Origin of the sequence: Streptomyces sp. NBC_00193, from assembly GCF_026342735.1 — a bacterium.
GTDB classification, from domain to species: Bacteria; Actinomycetota; Actinomycetes; order Streptomycetales; family Streptomycetaceae; genus Streptomyces; species Streptomyces stoeckheimensis.
Window position 1 is genome coordinate 3,458,484 of the sequence record NZ_JAPEMM010000001.1, and the last position, 14,913, is coordinate 3,473,396.

Genomic DNA, 14,913 nt, shown 5'->3' on the forward strand with positions numbered 1-14,913 from the left:
GCCGCCCCGCGGCATGCCCCTCTCCCGCCTCCCCGCACCCCGCCTCCCACTTCCCTTCCCTTCCTCTCCTCTCCGATCGGAGCGCCTTCGTCATGCCCATCGACCAGAACACGCTGATTCACGGCCACGTGGCCCCCGGATTCGAAGCCGTTCGCGAGGAGTTCGCCCGCAACTTCGCCGAGCGGGACGAACAGGGAGCCGCCGTCGCCGTGACCCTCGACGGCGAACTCGTCGTCGACCTCTGGGGCGGCGCCGCCGACCCCACCCGCGGTACCCCGTGGGGCGGCGACACGCGCCAGCTGATCTTCTCCGGCAGCAAGGGCATCCTCGCCACCGCACTGCTCCTCCTCGTCGACCGCGGTGTCGTCGACCTGGACCTGCCGATCGCCCACTACTGGCCCGAGTTCGCCGCCCAGGGCAAGGATCAGGTGACCCTGCGCGAGGTGGTGACCTTCACGGCGCGGATGCCGGCCGTCGCGGCCCAGCTGGCCCAGGACGACCTGGCGGACCCCGAGGCGATGGCGAAGCTGCTGGCCGACCAGCCCCAGGAGAGCGACCCGCGCGCGGAGGGCATCCTGTACGGCCCGTACGCGACCGGCTGGATCGTCGCCGAGGTGATCCGCCGCGTCGACGGCCGCCGGCTGGACCGGTTCTTCGCGGAGGAGATCGCCGGTCCGCTCGGCCTCGACATCTCCTTCGGGATCCCGCCGGAGCTGGAGCACACGGTGGCGCGCACCGAGTACGGGACCGGCTTCCGCGACCAGTTCAGCGGCTACTTCACCAGCGAGGACCCGCTCACCCAGAAGATCTGGCAGAACCCGATCCCGTTCCCGGAGGACGAGGAGATCTGGAACCGGCCGGACCGCCGCCTCGGCCTGATCCCCGCCGCCAACGTCATCGGCTCGGCCCGCGCCTTCGCGACCCTCTACGGCATCCTCGCCGCCGACGCGGCCCGCCCGTACGACGAGGCCCCGGTCCTGCTCTCCCGGCGGCTGCTGGACGAGGCACGGGCCCCGCGCGTCAGCAAGGTCGACCAGCTCATCGGCGTCCCCATGGTCTACGGCGGGGGCGGCTACCGGCTGCGGACCAACCCGCGCCCGGGCGTCGACGGCGACTCCTTCGGCCACGACGGCGCCGGCGGATCGGCCAACCAGGCCTGGCCGCGGGCCCGGGCGGGCGTCTCGTACGTCATGAACCGGCTGATCGCCCTCGGCCCCGACGACAAGCGGGCCTCCTCGATCGTCAAGGCCGTCGCGGAGTCCATGGCCGGCCTCGGCATCGGGAGCGGGGCGTGACCGGCGACGGCATACGCCTCCTCGCGCCGGACGGCACCCGGGTGGCGCACCCGGAGCACGCGATCGACCTCTCGCCGGAGGAACTGCGCTCCCTCTACCGGGACATGGCGATGGCGCGGCGGTTCGACGCGGAGGGCGTGACCCTCCAGCGGCAGGGCGAGCTGGGCCTGTGGCCTTCGCTGCTCGGGCAGGAGGCCGCGCAGGTGGGTTCCGTACGGGCCCTGCGCGAGGACGACCACGTCTTCCCCAGCTACCGCGAGCACGCCGTCGCCCTGGGCCGGGGCATGGACCCGCTCGGACTCCTGCGGCTCTTCCGCGGAGTCGACCACGGCGACTGGGACCCGGAGGAGCACCGCTTCCACCTGTACACCCTGGTCATCGGCTCGCAGACGCTGCACGCGACCGGGTACGCCCTGGGGCTGGCCAAGGACGGCTCCGAGTCCGCCGTCGTCGCCTACTTCGGGGACGGCGCCACCGCGCAGGGAGACGTGTCCGAGGCCTTCAACTTCGCTGCCGTGTACGGCGCTCCGGTGGTGTTCTTCTGCCAGAACAACCAGTGGGCGATCTCGGAGTCCAACGAGAAGCAGACCCGGGTGCCGCTCCACCAGCGCGCGCAGGGCTTCGGATTCCCCGGCGTCCGGGTCGACGGCAACGACGTCCTCGCCTGCCTCGCCGTGACCCGGTGGGCGCTGGAGCGCGCCCGCCGCGGCGAGGGGCCGACGCTGATCGAGGCCTTCACGTACCGCATGGGCGCCCACACGACCTCCGACGACCCGTCCCGCTACCGGGACGCCGCCGAGGTGGAGAGCTGGCGGGCGAAGGACCCGCTGCTGCGGCTCGAACGGCTGCTGCGGGCCGAGGGCGCCGCGGACGACGCCTTCTTCGCCGAGACCGAAGCGGCCGGCGAGGCGCTGGCGGCCCGGGTCCGCGAGGGCGTCCGCGCCATGACCACGCCCGACGACCGCAACCTCTTCGACCACGTCTACGCCGAACCGCACGCGCTGGTGGACGAGGAACGCGCGGCGTTCGACGTCTACCGGGCGGCCTTCGCCCAGGAGGGATGAGATGACGACCACCACGGTGGCCGGCGAGCAGATGACCCTGGTGGCGGCGCTCAACGCCTCCCTGCGCACCGCCCTCGTCGAGGACCCCAAGACCCTCCTCATGGGAGAGGACATCGGCCGGCTCGGCGGGGTGTTCCGGGTGACCGACGGGCTGCAGAAGGACTTCGGCGAGCACCGCGTGATGGACACCCCGCTGGCCGAGTCGGGCATCGTCGGCACCGCGATCGGGCTGGCCCTGAGCGGCTACCGGCCGGTCGTGGAGATCCAGTTCGACGGGTTCGTCTTCCCCGCCTACGACCAGATCGTCACCCAGCTCGCCAAGATGCACGCCCGCTCGCGGGGCAGGGTGCGGCTCCCGGTCGTGATCCGCATCCCGTACGGCGGCGGGATCGGCGCCGTGGAGCACCACTCGGAGTCGCCGGAGGCGCTGTTCGCCCACGTCGCCGGGTTGCGCGTGATGTCGCCGGCCACCCCCTCCGACGCGTACTGGATGCTCCAGGAAGCCGTACGGAGCGACGACCCGGTGATCTTCCTCGAACCGAAGCGGCGCTACTACGAGAAGGGCGAGGTCGACACCCGGCCCGCCGCCCGCCCCGGGCCCCCCACCGCGCGCGTGGTGCGCGAGGGGACGGACCTCACGCTGGTGGCGTACGGGCCCATGGTCGCGACCTGCCTGAACGCGGCGGCGGTGGCGGCCGAGGAGGGGCGCGACCTGGAAGTGGTCGACCTCCGGTCGATCTCCCCGATCGACTTCGACACCGTCGCCCGCTCGGTCCGCCGGACGGGCCGGCTGGTCGTGGCGCACGAGGCACCGGTCTTCTTCGGCGCCGGCGCGGAGATCGCCGCCCGGATCACGGAGCGCTGCTTCTACCACCTGGAAGCCCCCGTCCTGCGGGTCGGCGGCTACCACACCCCCTATCCACCGTCCCGGCTGGAGGACGAGTACCTCCCGGGACTCGACCGCGTGCTGGACGCGGTCGACCGAGCACTCGCCGCCTGAAGGGGCTGTTGAAAGATGACGGACACCATGGTCCGGTACCAGGAGTTCCGCCTGCCCGACGTCGGTGAGGGGCTGCAGGACGCGGAGATAGCCCGCTGGCACGTCGGCGTGGGGGACACGGTGACGGACGGGCAGGTGGTCTGCGAGATCGAGACGGCCAAGGCCATGGTCGAACTGCCCGTCCCGTTCGCGGGGGTGGTGCGCGAACTCCGCTTCCCGGAGGGGACGACGGTGGACGTGGGCGAGGTCATCATCACCGTCGCACCGCCGGGAGCCGACCTTGCCCCGGCCGCTGTCGCTGCCCCGGCCCAGGCCCCGGCTCCCGCCGCTGCCGTCACGCAGGCTCCGGCGGAGCCCGCCCGGCAGCCGGTCCTGGTCGGGTACGGGGCGGCCGCCGCCCCGACCTCCCGCCGCCCCCGCCGCCAGGCCCCGGCGCCTTCCGCAGCCCCCGCCGCCCACGCCGTCCCCGCCGTCCCGGTACGGGGCACCGAGCGGCCGATGGCGAAGCCGCCGGTACGGAAACTCGCCCGGGACCTGGGGGTGGACCTCGGCCGGGTGCGCCCCAGCGGGCGGCACGGGGACATCACCCGTGAGGACGTGCGCACGGCGGCCGCCGCAGCGGTGCAGGTGCCGGTGCCCGTACCGGCGGAGTCGCAGGAACAGGAACAGGCACAGGCGCAGGCACGGGCACACGAGACGAGGATCCCCGCCAGTGCCGTGCGCAAGGCGACGGCCCGGGCCATGACCGAGAGCGCCTTCGGAGCCCCGCACGTGACGGAGTTCGTCACGGTCGACGTCACCCGCACCATGAAGCTCGTCGAGCGCCTGCGCAAGGATCCCGAGTTCGCCGGCGTCCGGGTGAGTCCGCTGCTCCTCGCCGTACGGGCCCTGCTCTTCGCCGTCCGCCGCCATCCGGAGATCAACGCCTCGTGGGACGAGGAGCGGCAGGAGATCGTCCTCAAGCACCGCGTCAACCTCGGCATCGCCGCGGCGACACCGCGCGGGCTGCTCGTGCCCAACATCAAGGACGCGCAGTCCCTGTCCCTGCCGCGGCTCGCGGCGGCGCTGGACGGCCTGGTGACCACCGCGCGCGAGGGCCGGACCACTCCGGCCGACCTCGGCGGCGGGACCCTCACCGTGACCAACATCGGCGTCTTCGGCATCGACACGGGAACCCCGATCCTCAACCCCGGCGAGGCGGCGATCCTCGCCCTCGGCGCGATCGGCCCCCGCCCGTGGGTCCACCGGGGCGAGGTCGTACCCCGTCAGGTCACCACGCTGGCCCTGTCGTTCGACCACCGGCTCGTGGACGGGGAGCTCGGTTCGCGGGTCCTCGCGGACGTCGCCGCCGTCCTGCACGACCCGCGGCGTCTGGCCACCCATGGCTGAGGGCGCTCCGCACCATCCCCACGACACCCCCTGGGAGGGACCGTGAACACGAGCACCGTACGGGGGCGATCCGCCGCCGGAACCGTGGCGCTCTGGCTCGACCTGCAGGACACCGTGCCGGAAGGCGCCCGGCTGAGCGAGCTCTCGGCCATGAGCGCCGCGGGCACGATCGCCGGCGCCGGACTCGGACCGGACACCGGCGTGGCCGCGGCGCGGCAGGTGTGCGAAGCCCTGCACACGGTGGTGGTCGCCCTCCCGCCGTCCCTCGCCGACCGGGTGGACCGCACCAACCAGGCCGTCGCCCTGCCGGCCAACGACGCCGGCGTCGCCGCCATGGAGGCCCTGCTCGCCAGGGACCTCCCCGTCCACCTCGCCACCTGCTTCTCCGCCCGGCGGTACGAACAGGCGGCGGCCGCCTACCTGTCGGCCCTGACCCGGGCCCGTGCCGAAGGCCGCGACCTGGCCGCCCTCGCCTCGACGGTCGCGTTCGGGCTGCGGCCCCTCGACCTCCGGGTCGACGCGCTCCTGGACCGGGCCGGCGGCGAGGAGGCGAAGGCACTGCGGGGGACCGCGGCCCTGCTCGCGGCCCGGCTGGCCCGGCGGGCGAGCGCCCGGATCTTCGATCCCCGCACCTCGCCGGCCTGGGAGCCCCTCGCAGCCGCCGGAGCGCGGCCCCTGCGCCTGGTCTGGACGGAACTAGGCGATCTCGCACCGGCCGCCGGCGCCCAGACCGACTACGCATCCGAACTCGCCGACTCCGAGACGGCGTTGGCCGTCCCCACGGAGTCCCTCGACACCGCGGCGGGCCTGCGGCCCCGGCCGGCGCGGTCGGACCGGGGGCTGGCCGCGCAGGCCCAGCACTTCGAGGCGTGCCTCCGATGGTTCGGCATCCGTACGGAAGAGGTCGTACGGGAACTGGAGGGGGAACCGGTCGCGTGCGCCGCGACCCCGCCGGGCAGGGCCCTGGTCGCCGGGGGCGTGTCATGAGACTGCAGGACTACGCGCGCAGCCTCGGCCCGTCCCTCGCGCCCCGCTCGCCGATGCCCGTCGTACGGCCGCAACCGCAGGCCTCGCACGCCCCTCACGAGCCGCAGACACCCCACCAGCCTCAGCCGCCACAGGCCCCGCCATCGCAGGCCCCGCCACCGCAGACCCCGTCGCCGGGGCGACTGGGAGCGGCCACCGTGGTCGTCGCACTCGGCGGGCTGCTGTTCGGCTTCGACACCGGGGTCATCTCCGGTGCGCTGCTCTTCCTGAAGGAGGACTTCGCCCTCACCTCCTTCCAGGAGGGGACGGTCATCTCGGCGCTGCTGTTCGGCGCGGCCGTCGGAGCGCTGGGCAGTGCGCGGCCCGCCGACCGGTTCGGGCGCAAGCGCGTCCTCGTCGCGGTGGCGGCGACCTTCACCCTGGGGCTGGCCGCCGCCGTCACGGCCCGCGACTTCGCGAGCATGGTCGCGGCCCGGTCGATCCTCGGCCTGGCCGTGGGCAGCGCCTCCACCGTGGTCCCGCTGTACCTCGCCGAGATCGCCCCGCCCCGTCTGCGGGGACGCCTGGTGACCGCCAATCAGGTCCTGCTCACCGTGGGCATCCTGGTGTCGTACCTGGTGAACCTGGCCTTCGCCGGCAGCGCCGACTGGCGTGCCATGTTCGCGGTGGGCCTGATCCCCTCCGCTGCCATGCTGCTGGGCACCTTCTTCATCCCGGAGAGCCCGGAGTGGCTCCGCCGCCGCACGGAGCGGCGGTCCGGCTCCCGCCCGGGGCGGACGGCCGGCGCGAAGGCCCCGGCCCACCCCGCGGTGCGCCGCGCGCTGGTGATCGGCCTCACGCTGGCGGCCGTTCAGCAGTTCGGCGGGATCAACAGCATCATCTACTACGCCCCGAGCATCATGGCCCGGGCCGGACTCCCGGCCGCCCACTCCATCCAGTACGCGGTCTTCATCGGGGTGGTCAACGTCGTCATGACGGTGGCCGCCGTTCCGCTCATCGACCGGGCCGGCCGCCGGCCCCTGCTGCTGTTCTCGCTCGCGGGCATGGCCGTATCGCTGGTCACCCTGGGTGCGGCGATGAGCGTCCCGCCCGGACCGGTGACCAACGTGATCGCCCTGATCTGCATGATCACGTACGTCGGCAGCTTCGCGATCGGCCTCGGACCGGTGTTCTGGATCCTGGCCGCCGAGCTGTTCCCGCCCGAGGCGCGGGCGCGCGGCGGCGCCCTGTGCGCGCTGGTCAACTGGGCGGCCAACTTCCTCGTCGGGCAGCTCTTCCTGCCGGTCGCCGACGCCGTGGGCGTGTCCTGGGTCTTCTGGTGCTTCGCCGCGGTGGCGGCGGGCGGGCTCGTCTTCGTCGTACGGCAGGTGCCGGAGACGAAGAACCGGTCGCTCGCCGACATCCAGGGGGAGTTGATCCTGCGCTGACGGTGTCAGGCGCCGGCTCCCGGCCGGGCGATCGCCGTCAGCAGCAGCCCCCACACCTGCTCGGCCGACGGCGCGTGCGGGCAGGTGCCGGTGCCGCCGTGGAGGCCGCAGGCGGACAGCTCGGTGCCCTCGACCAGCCGGACGATGAGGGCCTCGGCCACGCCGGGCGCCACGCCGGCCCGCAGGCTCCCCGTCGCGTGGGCGCGGGCGAGCAGGGATTGCAGGGCCGGCGCCCATACGTGGGCCTCGGGGCGGCCGGTGGTTCCGGCGCCGAGCCGCTCGCGCCGCAGCCGGGCCGCGGCGCGGGCCTCCACGCTGGTCTCCAGGCGCCGCATCAGCGCCGTGACGAGGGATCCGAGTGCCACCATCGGCGGCTCCGGGCTCGTCAGCGCCTCGGCCACGTGCCGCGCCGTGCTCGCGCGGCAGGCCGAGCGGACGGAGTCGGCCAGGGCCCCCTTCGTACGGAAGTGGAAGGTCAGCCCGCCGATCGAGGTGAGGGCGGTCTCGCTGATGCGGGAGAGCGACGCCCCTTCGTACCCCCGGTGCTCGAACTCCAGGGCCGCAGCCTGGATCAATGCGCTGCGTGTGCGGGCGGCGCGCTCCTGCATCTTCTGGATCTTTCTCTGCGGGCATGCGGGGACACCCCCCGGAGCATCCTGGCGGCGCGGGGCGCCCGCCGGGGGACCGACTACAGGAAGTAGGACCGAGAGCGAGAAATAAAAGAGAACGTTCTCTATGCTTTGCTCATCGCGAGTCGGCGTGGAGGACGAAGGAGGTATCGGCAATGGCCGTGACAGGAGTGATCGGTCGTGGACCGGCGGGCGACCGCACGTCGGTCTCGGCGTTCAGCCAGGAGTTGTTCGCGCAGCTGCCGCGCACGGACCAGATGAAGTGGGCCGAGGTCTACCTGCGGGGGTTGCTGGCGACGCGGGGCAGGAAGTCGGTGCGCCGCATGGCGGAGACGGTCACCACCTCCGCCACCGCCTCCCAGTCGCTCCAGCAGTTCGTGAACACCAGCCCGTGGGACTGGAACGCGACCCGGCAGGAGCTCGCACGCTGGATAGACGGCCGCTTCACCCCGCAGGCGTGGACCGTCGTCCCGGCGGTGCTGCCCAAGCGCGGGAGCCACTCGGTCGGGGTGCACCGGCGGTTCGTCCCCGAACTCGACCGCACCATCAACTGCCAGCTCAGCGTCGGCCTGTTCCTGTCCGGCGGCCGCGAGCACCTGCCCGTCGGGTGGCGGCTGCACCTGCCGGAGCGGTGGACGAAGGACCCGGAGGCGCGGCGCAGGGCGCGCGTGCCCGACTCGGTCCCGTTCCGGCCGCACTGGGCCCACACGGTGGGCCTGGTGGACGCCCTGTCGGCGCACTCCTCGGTCGTGGCCGCACCGGTCGTCGCCGACGTCGGCTCCACCCCCGACGCCCGCCCGGTCGTCGAGCGGCTGGGCGGCAGCGGGCACGGCTTCGTGCTCGCCGTGGCCGACGACCTGCAGCTGCTGCCCGACCCGTCACCCGTCCGCTCGGCGGGTACGGCCGCGGGCGGCCACCCGGCCGTGGAGAGCGCCCGGCAGAAGCTGCTGCGCAGCGGGGTCCGGCACCCGCACATCACGACCGTGGTCGGCCCGGACGGCCGCCCGCGGCGCGCCCAGGTGGTGTCGGTCCCCGTCAGGACCCCCGTCCTGCGACCCGACGGGACCCGCACGGTCGCCGCGGGCCTGCTCTTCGCGGAATGGGAACACACCCGCCGCCGGCCCGGCCGCATCTGGCTCACCAACCTGGTCCACCGCCGCATGGAGGAGCTGCTCGCCCTGACGCAGCTGCTCCAGGGCGCCGTCGACACGGTCGCCGCGATGGGCGAACACCACGGCATCCAGGACTTCGAGGGCCGCTCGTTCCCCGGCTGGCACCGCCACATGACCCTGGTCTCGGCGGCCTACGCCTACCAGCGCCTGGCCGGCACCACGACCCGCGCCGCCAGAGCTGCCTGATCCGACAGCACTCGCCGCCCCGTCCCGCCGGACGAAGTCCTCGTACGGCTCTCGGCCCCCGGACCGGCCGGGGCCGGGGCCGGGGGCGAACCGGACCGCACCCGGCCTCAGCGCGTCAGGAACCGCTCCCGCAGGCGGGCCGTCGTGGCCGGGGTGATGCCGACCGCGTCGGTGAGGTAGGCGTGGACCGAGCCGTGGCGGGTGGCGAGGTCGGCCAGGGTCAGGCGCAGGATCTCGGCGGGCGCACGGCCGTACGAGGGCCAGCGCATGGTGCGGCCCGGGTGGGCGGTGTGCCAGTCGGCCGTCAGCCGGGCGGTGGCCAGCTCGGTCAGGGCGAAGTCCGCGAGGATCTGCTCCTCGTCCACGCCGAGGAGGGTCAGGACGAGCGCGGCGATCAGGCCGGTGCGGTCCTTGCCCGAGGTGCAGTGGAAGACCGCGGGCCCCGGGCCCTCGGCGAGCAGCTCGATCGCGGCGCGGATCTCCGCCACCCCGTCCTCGGCGACCTCGGCGAACCGGTCCGCGAGGAACCGCCACGGGTCGGTGTCCGGGTCGATCTCGGCCTGGTCGTACGGCCGGTGCTCGATGCTGTGGTTGGCGTACGTGAACCGCTCGGGCTCCGGGATCCGACCCTTCGCCTCGATCTCCCAGGGGTAGCGCAGGTCGACGACCGTCCGCACGCCGAGGTCCAGGAACCGGTCCCAGTCGGCGCCCGCGAGCTTGCCGAGCGAGTCCGCCCGGTAGAGGGCGCCCCACACGACGGTGGAGCCGTCCTCCGTGCGATAGCCGCCCAGGTCACGGAAGTTGTGCAGTCGCTCGAACTCGATGTGGCGGCGGGTCATGCGGGGATCCCCCTCGGTATCGTGCCGATGATCTTCCTGCGGACCGAGAGGCTACCCGTACGGCTCAGCCCATCTGCAGGGCCGCGGCGAAGTCCATCTTGTCCTCGAGCCGGCTGAGGTTGCGCCCCGTCAGCGCCTCGATGCGGCTGATCCGGTAGCGCAGCGAGTTCACGTGCAGGTGCAGCGCCTCCCCGCAACGCGCCCAGGAGCCGTCGTGTTCCAGGAAGGACCGCAGCGTGGGCACCAGGTCGGAGCGGTAGCGCCGGTCGTAGTCCGTCAGCGGGGCCAGCAGCCGGCGGCTGAACTCCCGCCGGACCTCGGCCGGGATCAGCGGCAGCAGCGCCATGACGTGCGCGGCGAGATCGTCCGGCCCACGGGCGGCGACCTGTTCCGAAGGGGCCGCGACCTGACGGGCGTTACGGGCCTGCGCGAGCGCGTGCCGCAGTTCCGCGACCCCGCCCACCGGGTCGCTGACGCCGAAGGCCAGCCGCTCCCCGGCCCGCAGCCCGCGCGGCAGCGAACCGCCGGCGACCAGCACGACCGCCTCGGGGGTCAGCCGTGCGTCCGCCCCGACGAGCACGAAGGCGACGGCCTCGGCCCCGTCCCCGGCCGCGGTGACGGCCATCCGCGGACCGGAGTCCGGCCCCAGGCAGCGCGGATGCAGCAGGACCTCCTCCAACAGGTCGCGCACGGACGCCGCTACGGGGAACCCGTGCGCCCCCTTCGAGTCCAGCCGGGCCGATACGGCCTGCCAGAGCAGCCGGCCTTCCGAGCCGGTGGCCCCGTGGGACGCGTCGGACCCGGCGGCTCCGACGGCCCCGGCGTCCCCCGCCGCGAGCCGGGCCGCCGCCTCCTCTTCCTCGAAGAGCGCCTGCCCGCCCTCCCCGGCGGCTGCGGCCGAGCCGACCAGCGCCAGCAGCCGTTCGGCCGCGCGCCGCCGCATCGTGCGATCGGTGTCGCGGCCGCCGCGCTCCACCGAGACCAGCCGCGCGAGCCGGTCCAGCAGGTCGAGGCGTTCGTCGTTCCAGTCGGCGCTGTCGGCCTCGACGGCGATCAGCCAGTCGGTCAACGCTGCACCGGGAGCGGAGTCCCCGTCCCCGGCACCGGCACCGGAGCGGACCGGGAACAGGGAGAAGGCCGTCCCGCGCGCGACCGTGCGGTGCGGGGCCTGCTCGCCCGCCCGTTCGGCGGCCAGGAACCGCCCGGCCAGCGCCGAGGCCGTCTTCTCCGGCAGCGGCGGCTGCGCGCCCGCGATCTGCCGGCCGGTCGGGGACAGGATGTGAGCGTGCAGGTCCAGCTCGGCCAGCAGCAGTTCGAGGAGGGCTTCGGCCCCCGCCCCGGCCTGGCGTTGGGTGCTGAAGCGCCGGTGGCGGTCGACGAGCGCGGCGAGGCCGCCGATCCGCTCCTCGGTGCGGCCGCGCGCCACGTACTCGGTGACCGAGGTGAACGGCACCTCCACGCCCACCGCGAGCAGCGGCAGTCCGTACCGGGCGCAGGCTTCCACCAGATCCTCGGGGATGTGGCCGAACTGCGCCTCGCCCGCGCCCAGCGCCACGGCGCCCGCCTCCACGAGCACGCGGACGAACGCGTCGGACCGGCCGGCCCCCGCATCCAGGCCGGCTCCCGCATCCAGGCCGGCTCCCGCGTCCTGGCCGGCTCCCGCGTCCTGCCCGGCCCCCGCGTCCGGCCGGTGCCAGGCCAGTCCGGACAGCACCAGGTCCCCCGGGGACACGAAGCGACCGGGGTCGGGCAGGTCGATGGTCACCGTTCCGAGGACGGGCCGGTCGAGGTCCCGCTCGCCGCCGGGCAGCCGCAGCAGGCGCAGCAGACACAGGTCCGCAGGCGCCTGGGTCTCGTCGGACGACAGCAGATCACGCAGCCTCATGACCCCACTTTGCCATGCGGCGCCAGGTTCCCGATCGCGACGGATTTCCGCTGAACCCCAGGTCAGGCCTTTACGTTGGGGTAATTCGACGGAAATCTGGGTGAGTTCGCGCGCCCCGGTTCGTGGGATCCGTGACTGCGGACAGCCCGCCTCCCCTAGAGGCCCATCGGGGCGTGCAGTTCGACGAGGAGTTCCACCTCGACGGGTGCGTCCAGCGGCAGCACGCTCACGCCGACCGCGCTGCGGGCGTGGATGCCCGCGTCGCCGAAGGCGGTGCCCAGCAGCTCGCTCGCGCCGTTGAGCACACCGGGCTGTCCCGTGAAGTGCGGGTCGCTGGCCACGAAGCCGACCACCTTGACCACGCGCTTCACGGCCGAGAGGTCCCCGGCGACGGAGGCGACGGCGGCCAGCGCGTTCAGCGCGCACTGCTGCGCCAGCTCCTTGGCCTGCTCCGGGGTGACCTCGGCGCCGACCTTCCCGGTGAGGGGGAGCGCGCCGTCGACCATCGGGAGCTGGCCGGAGGTGTACACGTAGTGCCCGCTCTGCACGGCGGGCACGTAGACGGCGACCGGCGAGGGCGTCGGCGGGAGCTTCAGGCCGGCGGCGGCGAGGCGCTCTTCGGGGGTGCTGGTCATGCGCGGATCTCCTTGTGGTCGCCGGCGGGGGAGGGGCTCGGGCGCGGGAAGAGGATGACCGGCTTGATCATGCCCGGCTCCTTCGCGGCGAGCCGCCCGAAGGCCTCCCCGACCCGGTCGAACGGGAATTCGTGCGTGGTGATCACGGTCGGGTCCACCAGCCCGTCCCCGATCAGGTGCAGTGCGCGCGCGAGCCGCGCCCCGCTGCTCTGCGGCGGCCGGCAGCGGGCGTACGTGATCTTCCCGCTCTCCGAGAGCCCCCCGCGGGCGGCCCTCGCGGCGGCGGGCTCGGCCGTCGCCATGATCGCGCGGTCGGCGCCGGCGCCGCCGGTCAGCTCCATGATCCGCTCGGTGGTGTCCTCGTAGGCCGGGTCGATCACCACGTCGGCCCCGAACCGCAGGGCGAGGCGCTGGCGCTTCATCTCCGGCTCCACGGCGATGACGCGGGCCCCGCGCAGCCGGCCGGCCGCGATGGTGGCGCTGAGTCCGACCGCGCCCTGGCCGAAGACGACGACGCTGCCGCCCGGGGGAGGCCCGGACTCCTCGGCGGCGGCGAAGCCGGTGGGGAGCGCGCCCGCCGCGTAGAGGGCCTGGTGGTCGGAGACGGTGTCGGGGAGCGCGATCAGCCCGGCCCCGGCCGCCGGGGCGCGGAAGAACTCGGCGAGCCGCCCGTGGCCCTCGACGCCGACGCGCCGGCCGACGTAGGACGGGCAGACCCCGGGGCCGACGGCCGCCACGACGCCGACGGCCTCGTGGCCGAGCCCGCCGGGCGCCGCGTTGGCGATGTGCCCGTCCCAGGCGCAGATGAGCGCGGCCGTGGTGCGTACGAGGACCTCGCCCGGCCCTGGTTCGGGGACGGGCCGGTCCAGCACGGCGGGCGGCTCGCCGGCACGGCGCAGCGCGAAGGCCTTCACGCGTCTCCTCACTCCGTCTTACTACGTCGTTGCACGGCTGGCTTTCCCACCATGCGGGCACGGACACGGCCCGGTGGGGGGCCATAGGTCGCAATCCGGCGGGCCGAGCGTCAGCACTTGGAGCGGCTGCTCGTCCCTGCCGGCCGGCTGCGGTGCACGCCGGTCAAGGCCGGGTGACCCGGACCTGGTAGCTGCCGTTGCGCAGTTCGCCCACGACCGAGACGCTGATGCCCGACTTCTCGTCGGTGAAGGTCTCGCCCGGGCGGAACGGCGCGTCCGAGAGCTCCGCGTGCACGTTGGAGCGCCGGGTGCAGCCCCCGCTCGCGCCGGAGCTGTCGGAGACGGTGACGGGCCCGCGGCCGGTGTCCACCTCGGAGTCCACCTTGTAGATGAGCACGCCGGGCTTGCAGACGGCCTCGTCGTTCCCGGCGCGGGTGCGCACCTCCACGGCGTACCCGGCGCTCTCCGAGACGGGGATGAAGGCCAGCTTGGTGCCGCCCTCCACGGCCAGCGGGCTCAGCACGTGGTCGCTGACCCCGGACTTCCCGGCGCAGCTGATCTGGTTGCTGTCGAGCCAGCCCAGCTTCCACTTGTGCCAGCCCAGCAGGTCGTTGTTGGCGCCCCAGTCCTCGCTCATGATGTCCCAGTGCCCCACCGTGCCGCCGCCGTCGGCGGTGTAGAGGTCGGGCAGGCCGAAGACGTGCCCGTTCTCGTGGGGGAGCACGCGGTAGCCGGTCTCCCGGTAGGTGCCGGAGCCGTCGTCCTGGCGGCTGTAGACGAAGGACGTGTTGGCGAGCGGGACGCCGTCCGCCATCGGGGCCTCGGCGTTGCCGGAGAAGGTGACGGAGAGGACGGTGTCGAGGGCGGAAGGGCCGGCGTTCGGGGTGACGAGGATGTTTATCAGGTCGTACCGGGAGAAATCGACCTCTGCGTCGGAGGTCTTGATGATGTGCTCGACGAGCTGGCGGTAGCCGGGCTCGTACGCGGAACCCCGCTCGATCCCGTACGCCGCGAACGGCATCGGCATCCGCAGCCAGTTCTTTATCGGCGCCTCGGCCCGGTAGGTCAGCCGCCCGTAGGAGCTGGTGCGGAACCAGTCGGACGTCTGCGGGAAGAACTCCGCGAGCCGGTCGGCCGCCGTGCCCTCGCCCTTGGCGTCGGGGAAGTCGATCATCAGGTTCAGCGCCCGGACCTCGCCGGTCGAGCGCGAGTACCCCGGCGCGGTCGGCAGTCCCTCGGACATCTGCACGCCCATCGCGCCGGAGATCCGGCAGGGCGCGAGCAGTGCCTCGGCGCTGGTGGCGCCCACCGGCCCGGCCGCCGAATGGCTGCGGCTGGATATGCCTGCGCTCGCCGTCGCCGTGATGCCGAGTGCCAGCGCGGTGATGCCGATGAAGACGCTGGTGCGGCTTGGCTTGCGTATCCGGTGGCGCGTCTGCGACATGGAGATCGGCCTTCGGGTCCGCGGCAGCCGGCCGGGTCCGGACTGCG

At 73.9% G+C, this 14,913-nt stretch carries 13 protein-coding genes; 7 read left to right on the forward strand and 6 right to left on the reverse strand.

Going from position 1 to position 14,913, the window contains the following annotated elements; translation table 11 throughout:
- Positions 1-92 precede the first annotated feature (92 nt).
- The 6 genes from OG898_RS15415 to OG898_RS15440 are packed head-to-tail and all read left to right on the forward strand — an operon-like array spanning position 93 to position 7,162.
- A complete protein-coding gene (locus tag OG898_RS15415; protein WP_266957451.1) occupies positions 93-1,295 on the forward strand; it encodes a serine hydrolase domain-containing protein in 1,203 nt (400 codons plus the stop codon).
- Positions 1,292-2,359, forward strand: coding sequence for a pyruvate dehydrogenase (acetyl-transferring) E1 component subunit alpha (gene pdhA, locus OG898_RS15420; protein ID WP_266957453.1), 1,068 nt, complete (start codon positions 1,292-1,294; stop codon positions 2,357-2,359). Before OG898_RS15415 ends, pdhA begins: the two co-directional genes overlap by 4 nt.
- Positions 2,360-2,375: 16 nt before the next feature.
- Positions 2,376-3,359, forward strand: coding sequence for an alpha-ketoacid dehydrogenase subunit beta (locus tag OG898_RS15425; protein ID WP_266960255.1), 984 nt, complete (start codon positions 2,376-2,378; stop codon positions 3,357-3,359).
- A 15-nt stretch (positions 3,360-3,374) separates the two neighbouring features.
- Positions 3,375-4,748 (forward strand): dihydrolipoamide acetyltransferase family protein, encoded by a 1,374-nt coding sequence (locus OG898_RS15430; RefSeq protein ID WP_266957455.1) that lies wholly within the window; start codon positions 3,375-3,377, stop codon positions 4,746-4,748.
- Positions 4,749-4,790: 42 nt separating this feature from the next.
- The gene (locus OG898_RS15435) at positions 4,791-5,735 is read left to right on the forward strand and encodes a hypothetical protein (protein ID WP_266957457.1); all 945 of its coding nucleotides are present in this window, start codon (positions 4,791-4,793) and stop codon (positions 5,733-5,735) included.
- Entirely contained in the window at positions 5,732-7,162 is a 1,431-nt protein-coding gene (locus OG898_RS15440; RefSeq protein ID WP_266957459.1) for an MFS transporter, read from the forward strand. The genes OG898_RS15435 and OG898_RS15440 overlap by 4 nt, the downstream gene beginning before the upstream one ends.
- A gap of 5 nt (positions 7,163-7,167) precedes the next feature.
- On the opposite strand, the gene OG898_RS15445 is transcribed toward OG898_RS15440, so the two are convergent.
- Entirely contained in the window at positions 7,168-7,770 is a 603-nt protein-coding gene (locus OG898_RS15445; RefSeq protein ID WP_250737681.1) for a TetR/AcrR family transcriptional regulator, read from the reverse strand.
- A gap of 176 nt (positions 7,771-7,946) precedes the next feature.
- Between OG898_RS15445 and OG898_RS15450 the strand changes: the two genes are divergently transcribed.
- Positions 7,947-9,149, forward strand: a complete 1,203-nt coding sequence (locus OG898_RS15450; protein WP_266957462.1) for a transposase — start codon at positions 7,947-7,949, stop codon at positions 9,147-9,149.
- 107 nt (positions 9,150-9,256) lie between these two features.
- On the opposite strand, the gene OG898_RS15455 is transcribed toward OG898_RS15450, so the two are convergent.
- The 5 genes from OG898_RS15455 to OG898_RS15475 all read right to left on the reverse strand — a co-directional run bounded on the left by OG898_RS15455 (position 9,257) and on the right by OG898_RS15475 (position 14,866).
- Complete coding sequence (locus OG898_RS15455) at positions 9,257-9,988, reverse strand: tyrosine-protein phosphatase (RefSeq protein ID WP_266957464.1); 732 nt, start codon at positions 9,986-9,988, stop codon at positions 9,257-9,259.
- Between the two features lie 64 nt (positions 9,989-10,052).
- The gene (locus tag OG898_RS15460) at positions 10,053-11,873 is read right to left on the reverse strand and encodes a PucR family transcriptional regulator (protein ID WP_266957466.1); all 1,821 of its coding nucleotides are present in this window, start codon (positions 11,871-11,873) and stop codon (positions 10,053-10,055) included.
- Between the two features lie 155 nt (positions 11,874-12,028).
- Complete coding sequence (locus OG898_RS15465) at positions 12,029-12,508, reverse strand: RidA family protein (RefSeq protein WP_250737675.1); 480 nt, start codon at positions 12,506-12,508, stop codon at positions 12,029-12,031.
- Positions 12,505-13,422, reverse strand: coding sequence for a zinc-binding dehydrogenase (locus tag OG898_RS15470; RefSeq protein WP_250737673.1), 918 nt, complete (start codon positions 13,420-13,422; stop codon positions 12,505-12,507). Before OG898_RS15470 ends, OG898_RS15465 begins: the two co-directional genes overlap by 4 nt.
- Positions 13,423-13,585: 163 nt before the next feature.
- Positions 13,586-14,866: a M6 family metalloprotease domain-containing protein gene (locus OG898_RS15475; protein ID WP_250737671.1), complete on the reverse strand. Its 1,281-nt coding sequence runs from the start codon at positions 14,864-14,866 to the stop codon at positions 13,586-13,588.
- Between the last annotated feature and the right edge of the window lie 47 nt (positions 14,867-14,913).

What these genes read in the sequence shown, in the direction of transcription:
- OG898_RS15415 (WP_266957451.1), top strand. Translation starts at nt 93, where the DNA reads ATGCCCATCGACCAGAACACGCTGATTCACGGCCACGTGGCCCCCGGA.
- OG898_RS15430 (WP_266957455.1), top strand. Translation starts at nt 3,375, where the DNA reads ATGACGGACACCATGGTCCGGTACCAGGAGTTCCGCCTGCCCGACGTC.
- OG898_RS15440 (WP_266957459.1), top strand. Translation starts at nt 5,732, where the DNA reads ATGAGACTGCAGGACTACGCGCGCAGCCTCGGCCCGTCCCTCGCGCCC.
- OG898_RS15445 (WP_250737681.1), bottom strand. Translation starts at nt 7,770, where the DNA reads ATGCAGGAGCGCGCCGCCCGCACACGCAGCGCATTGATCCAGGCTGCG.
- OG898_RS15450 (WP_266957462.1), top strand. Translation starts at nt 7,947, where the DNA reads ATGGCCGTGACAGGAGTGATCGGTCGTGGACCGGCGGGCGACCGCACG.
- OG898_RS15455 (WP_266957464.1), bottom strand. Translation starts at nt 9,988, where the DNA reads ATGACCCGCCGCCACATCGAGTTCGAGCGACTGCACAACTTCCGTGAC.
- OG898_RS15460 (WP_266957466.1), bottom strand. Translation starts at nt 11,873, where the DNA reads ATGAGGCTGCGTGATCTGCTGTCGTCCGACGAGACCCAGGCGCCTGCG.
- OG898_RS15465 (WP_250737675.1), bottom strand. Translation starts at nt 12,508, where the DNA reads ATGACCAGCACCCCCGAAGAGCGCCTCGCCGCCGCCGGCCTGAAGCTC.
- OG898_RS15475 (WP_250737671.1), bottom strand. Translation starts at nt 14,866, where the DNA reads ATGTCGCAGACGCGCCACCGGATACGCAAGCCAAGCCGCACCAGCGTC.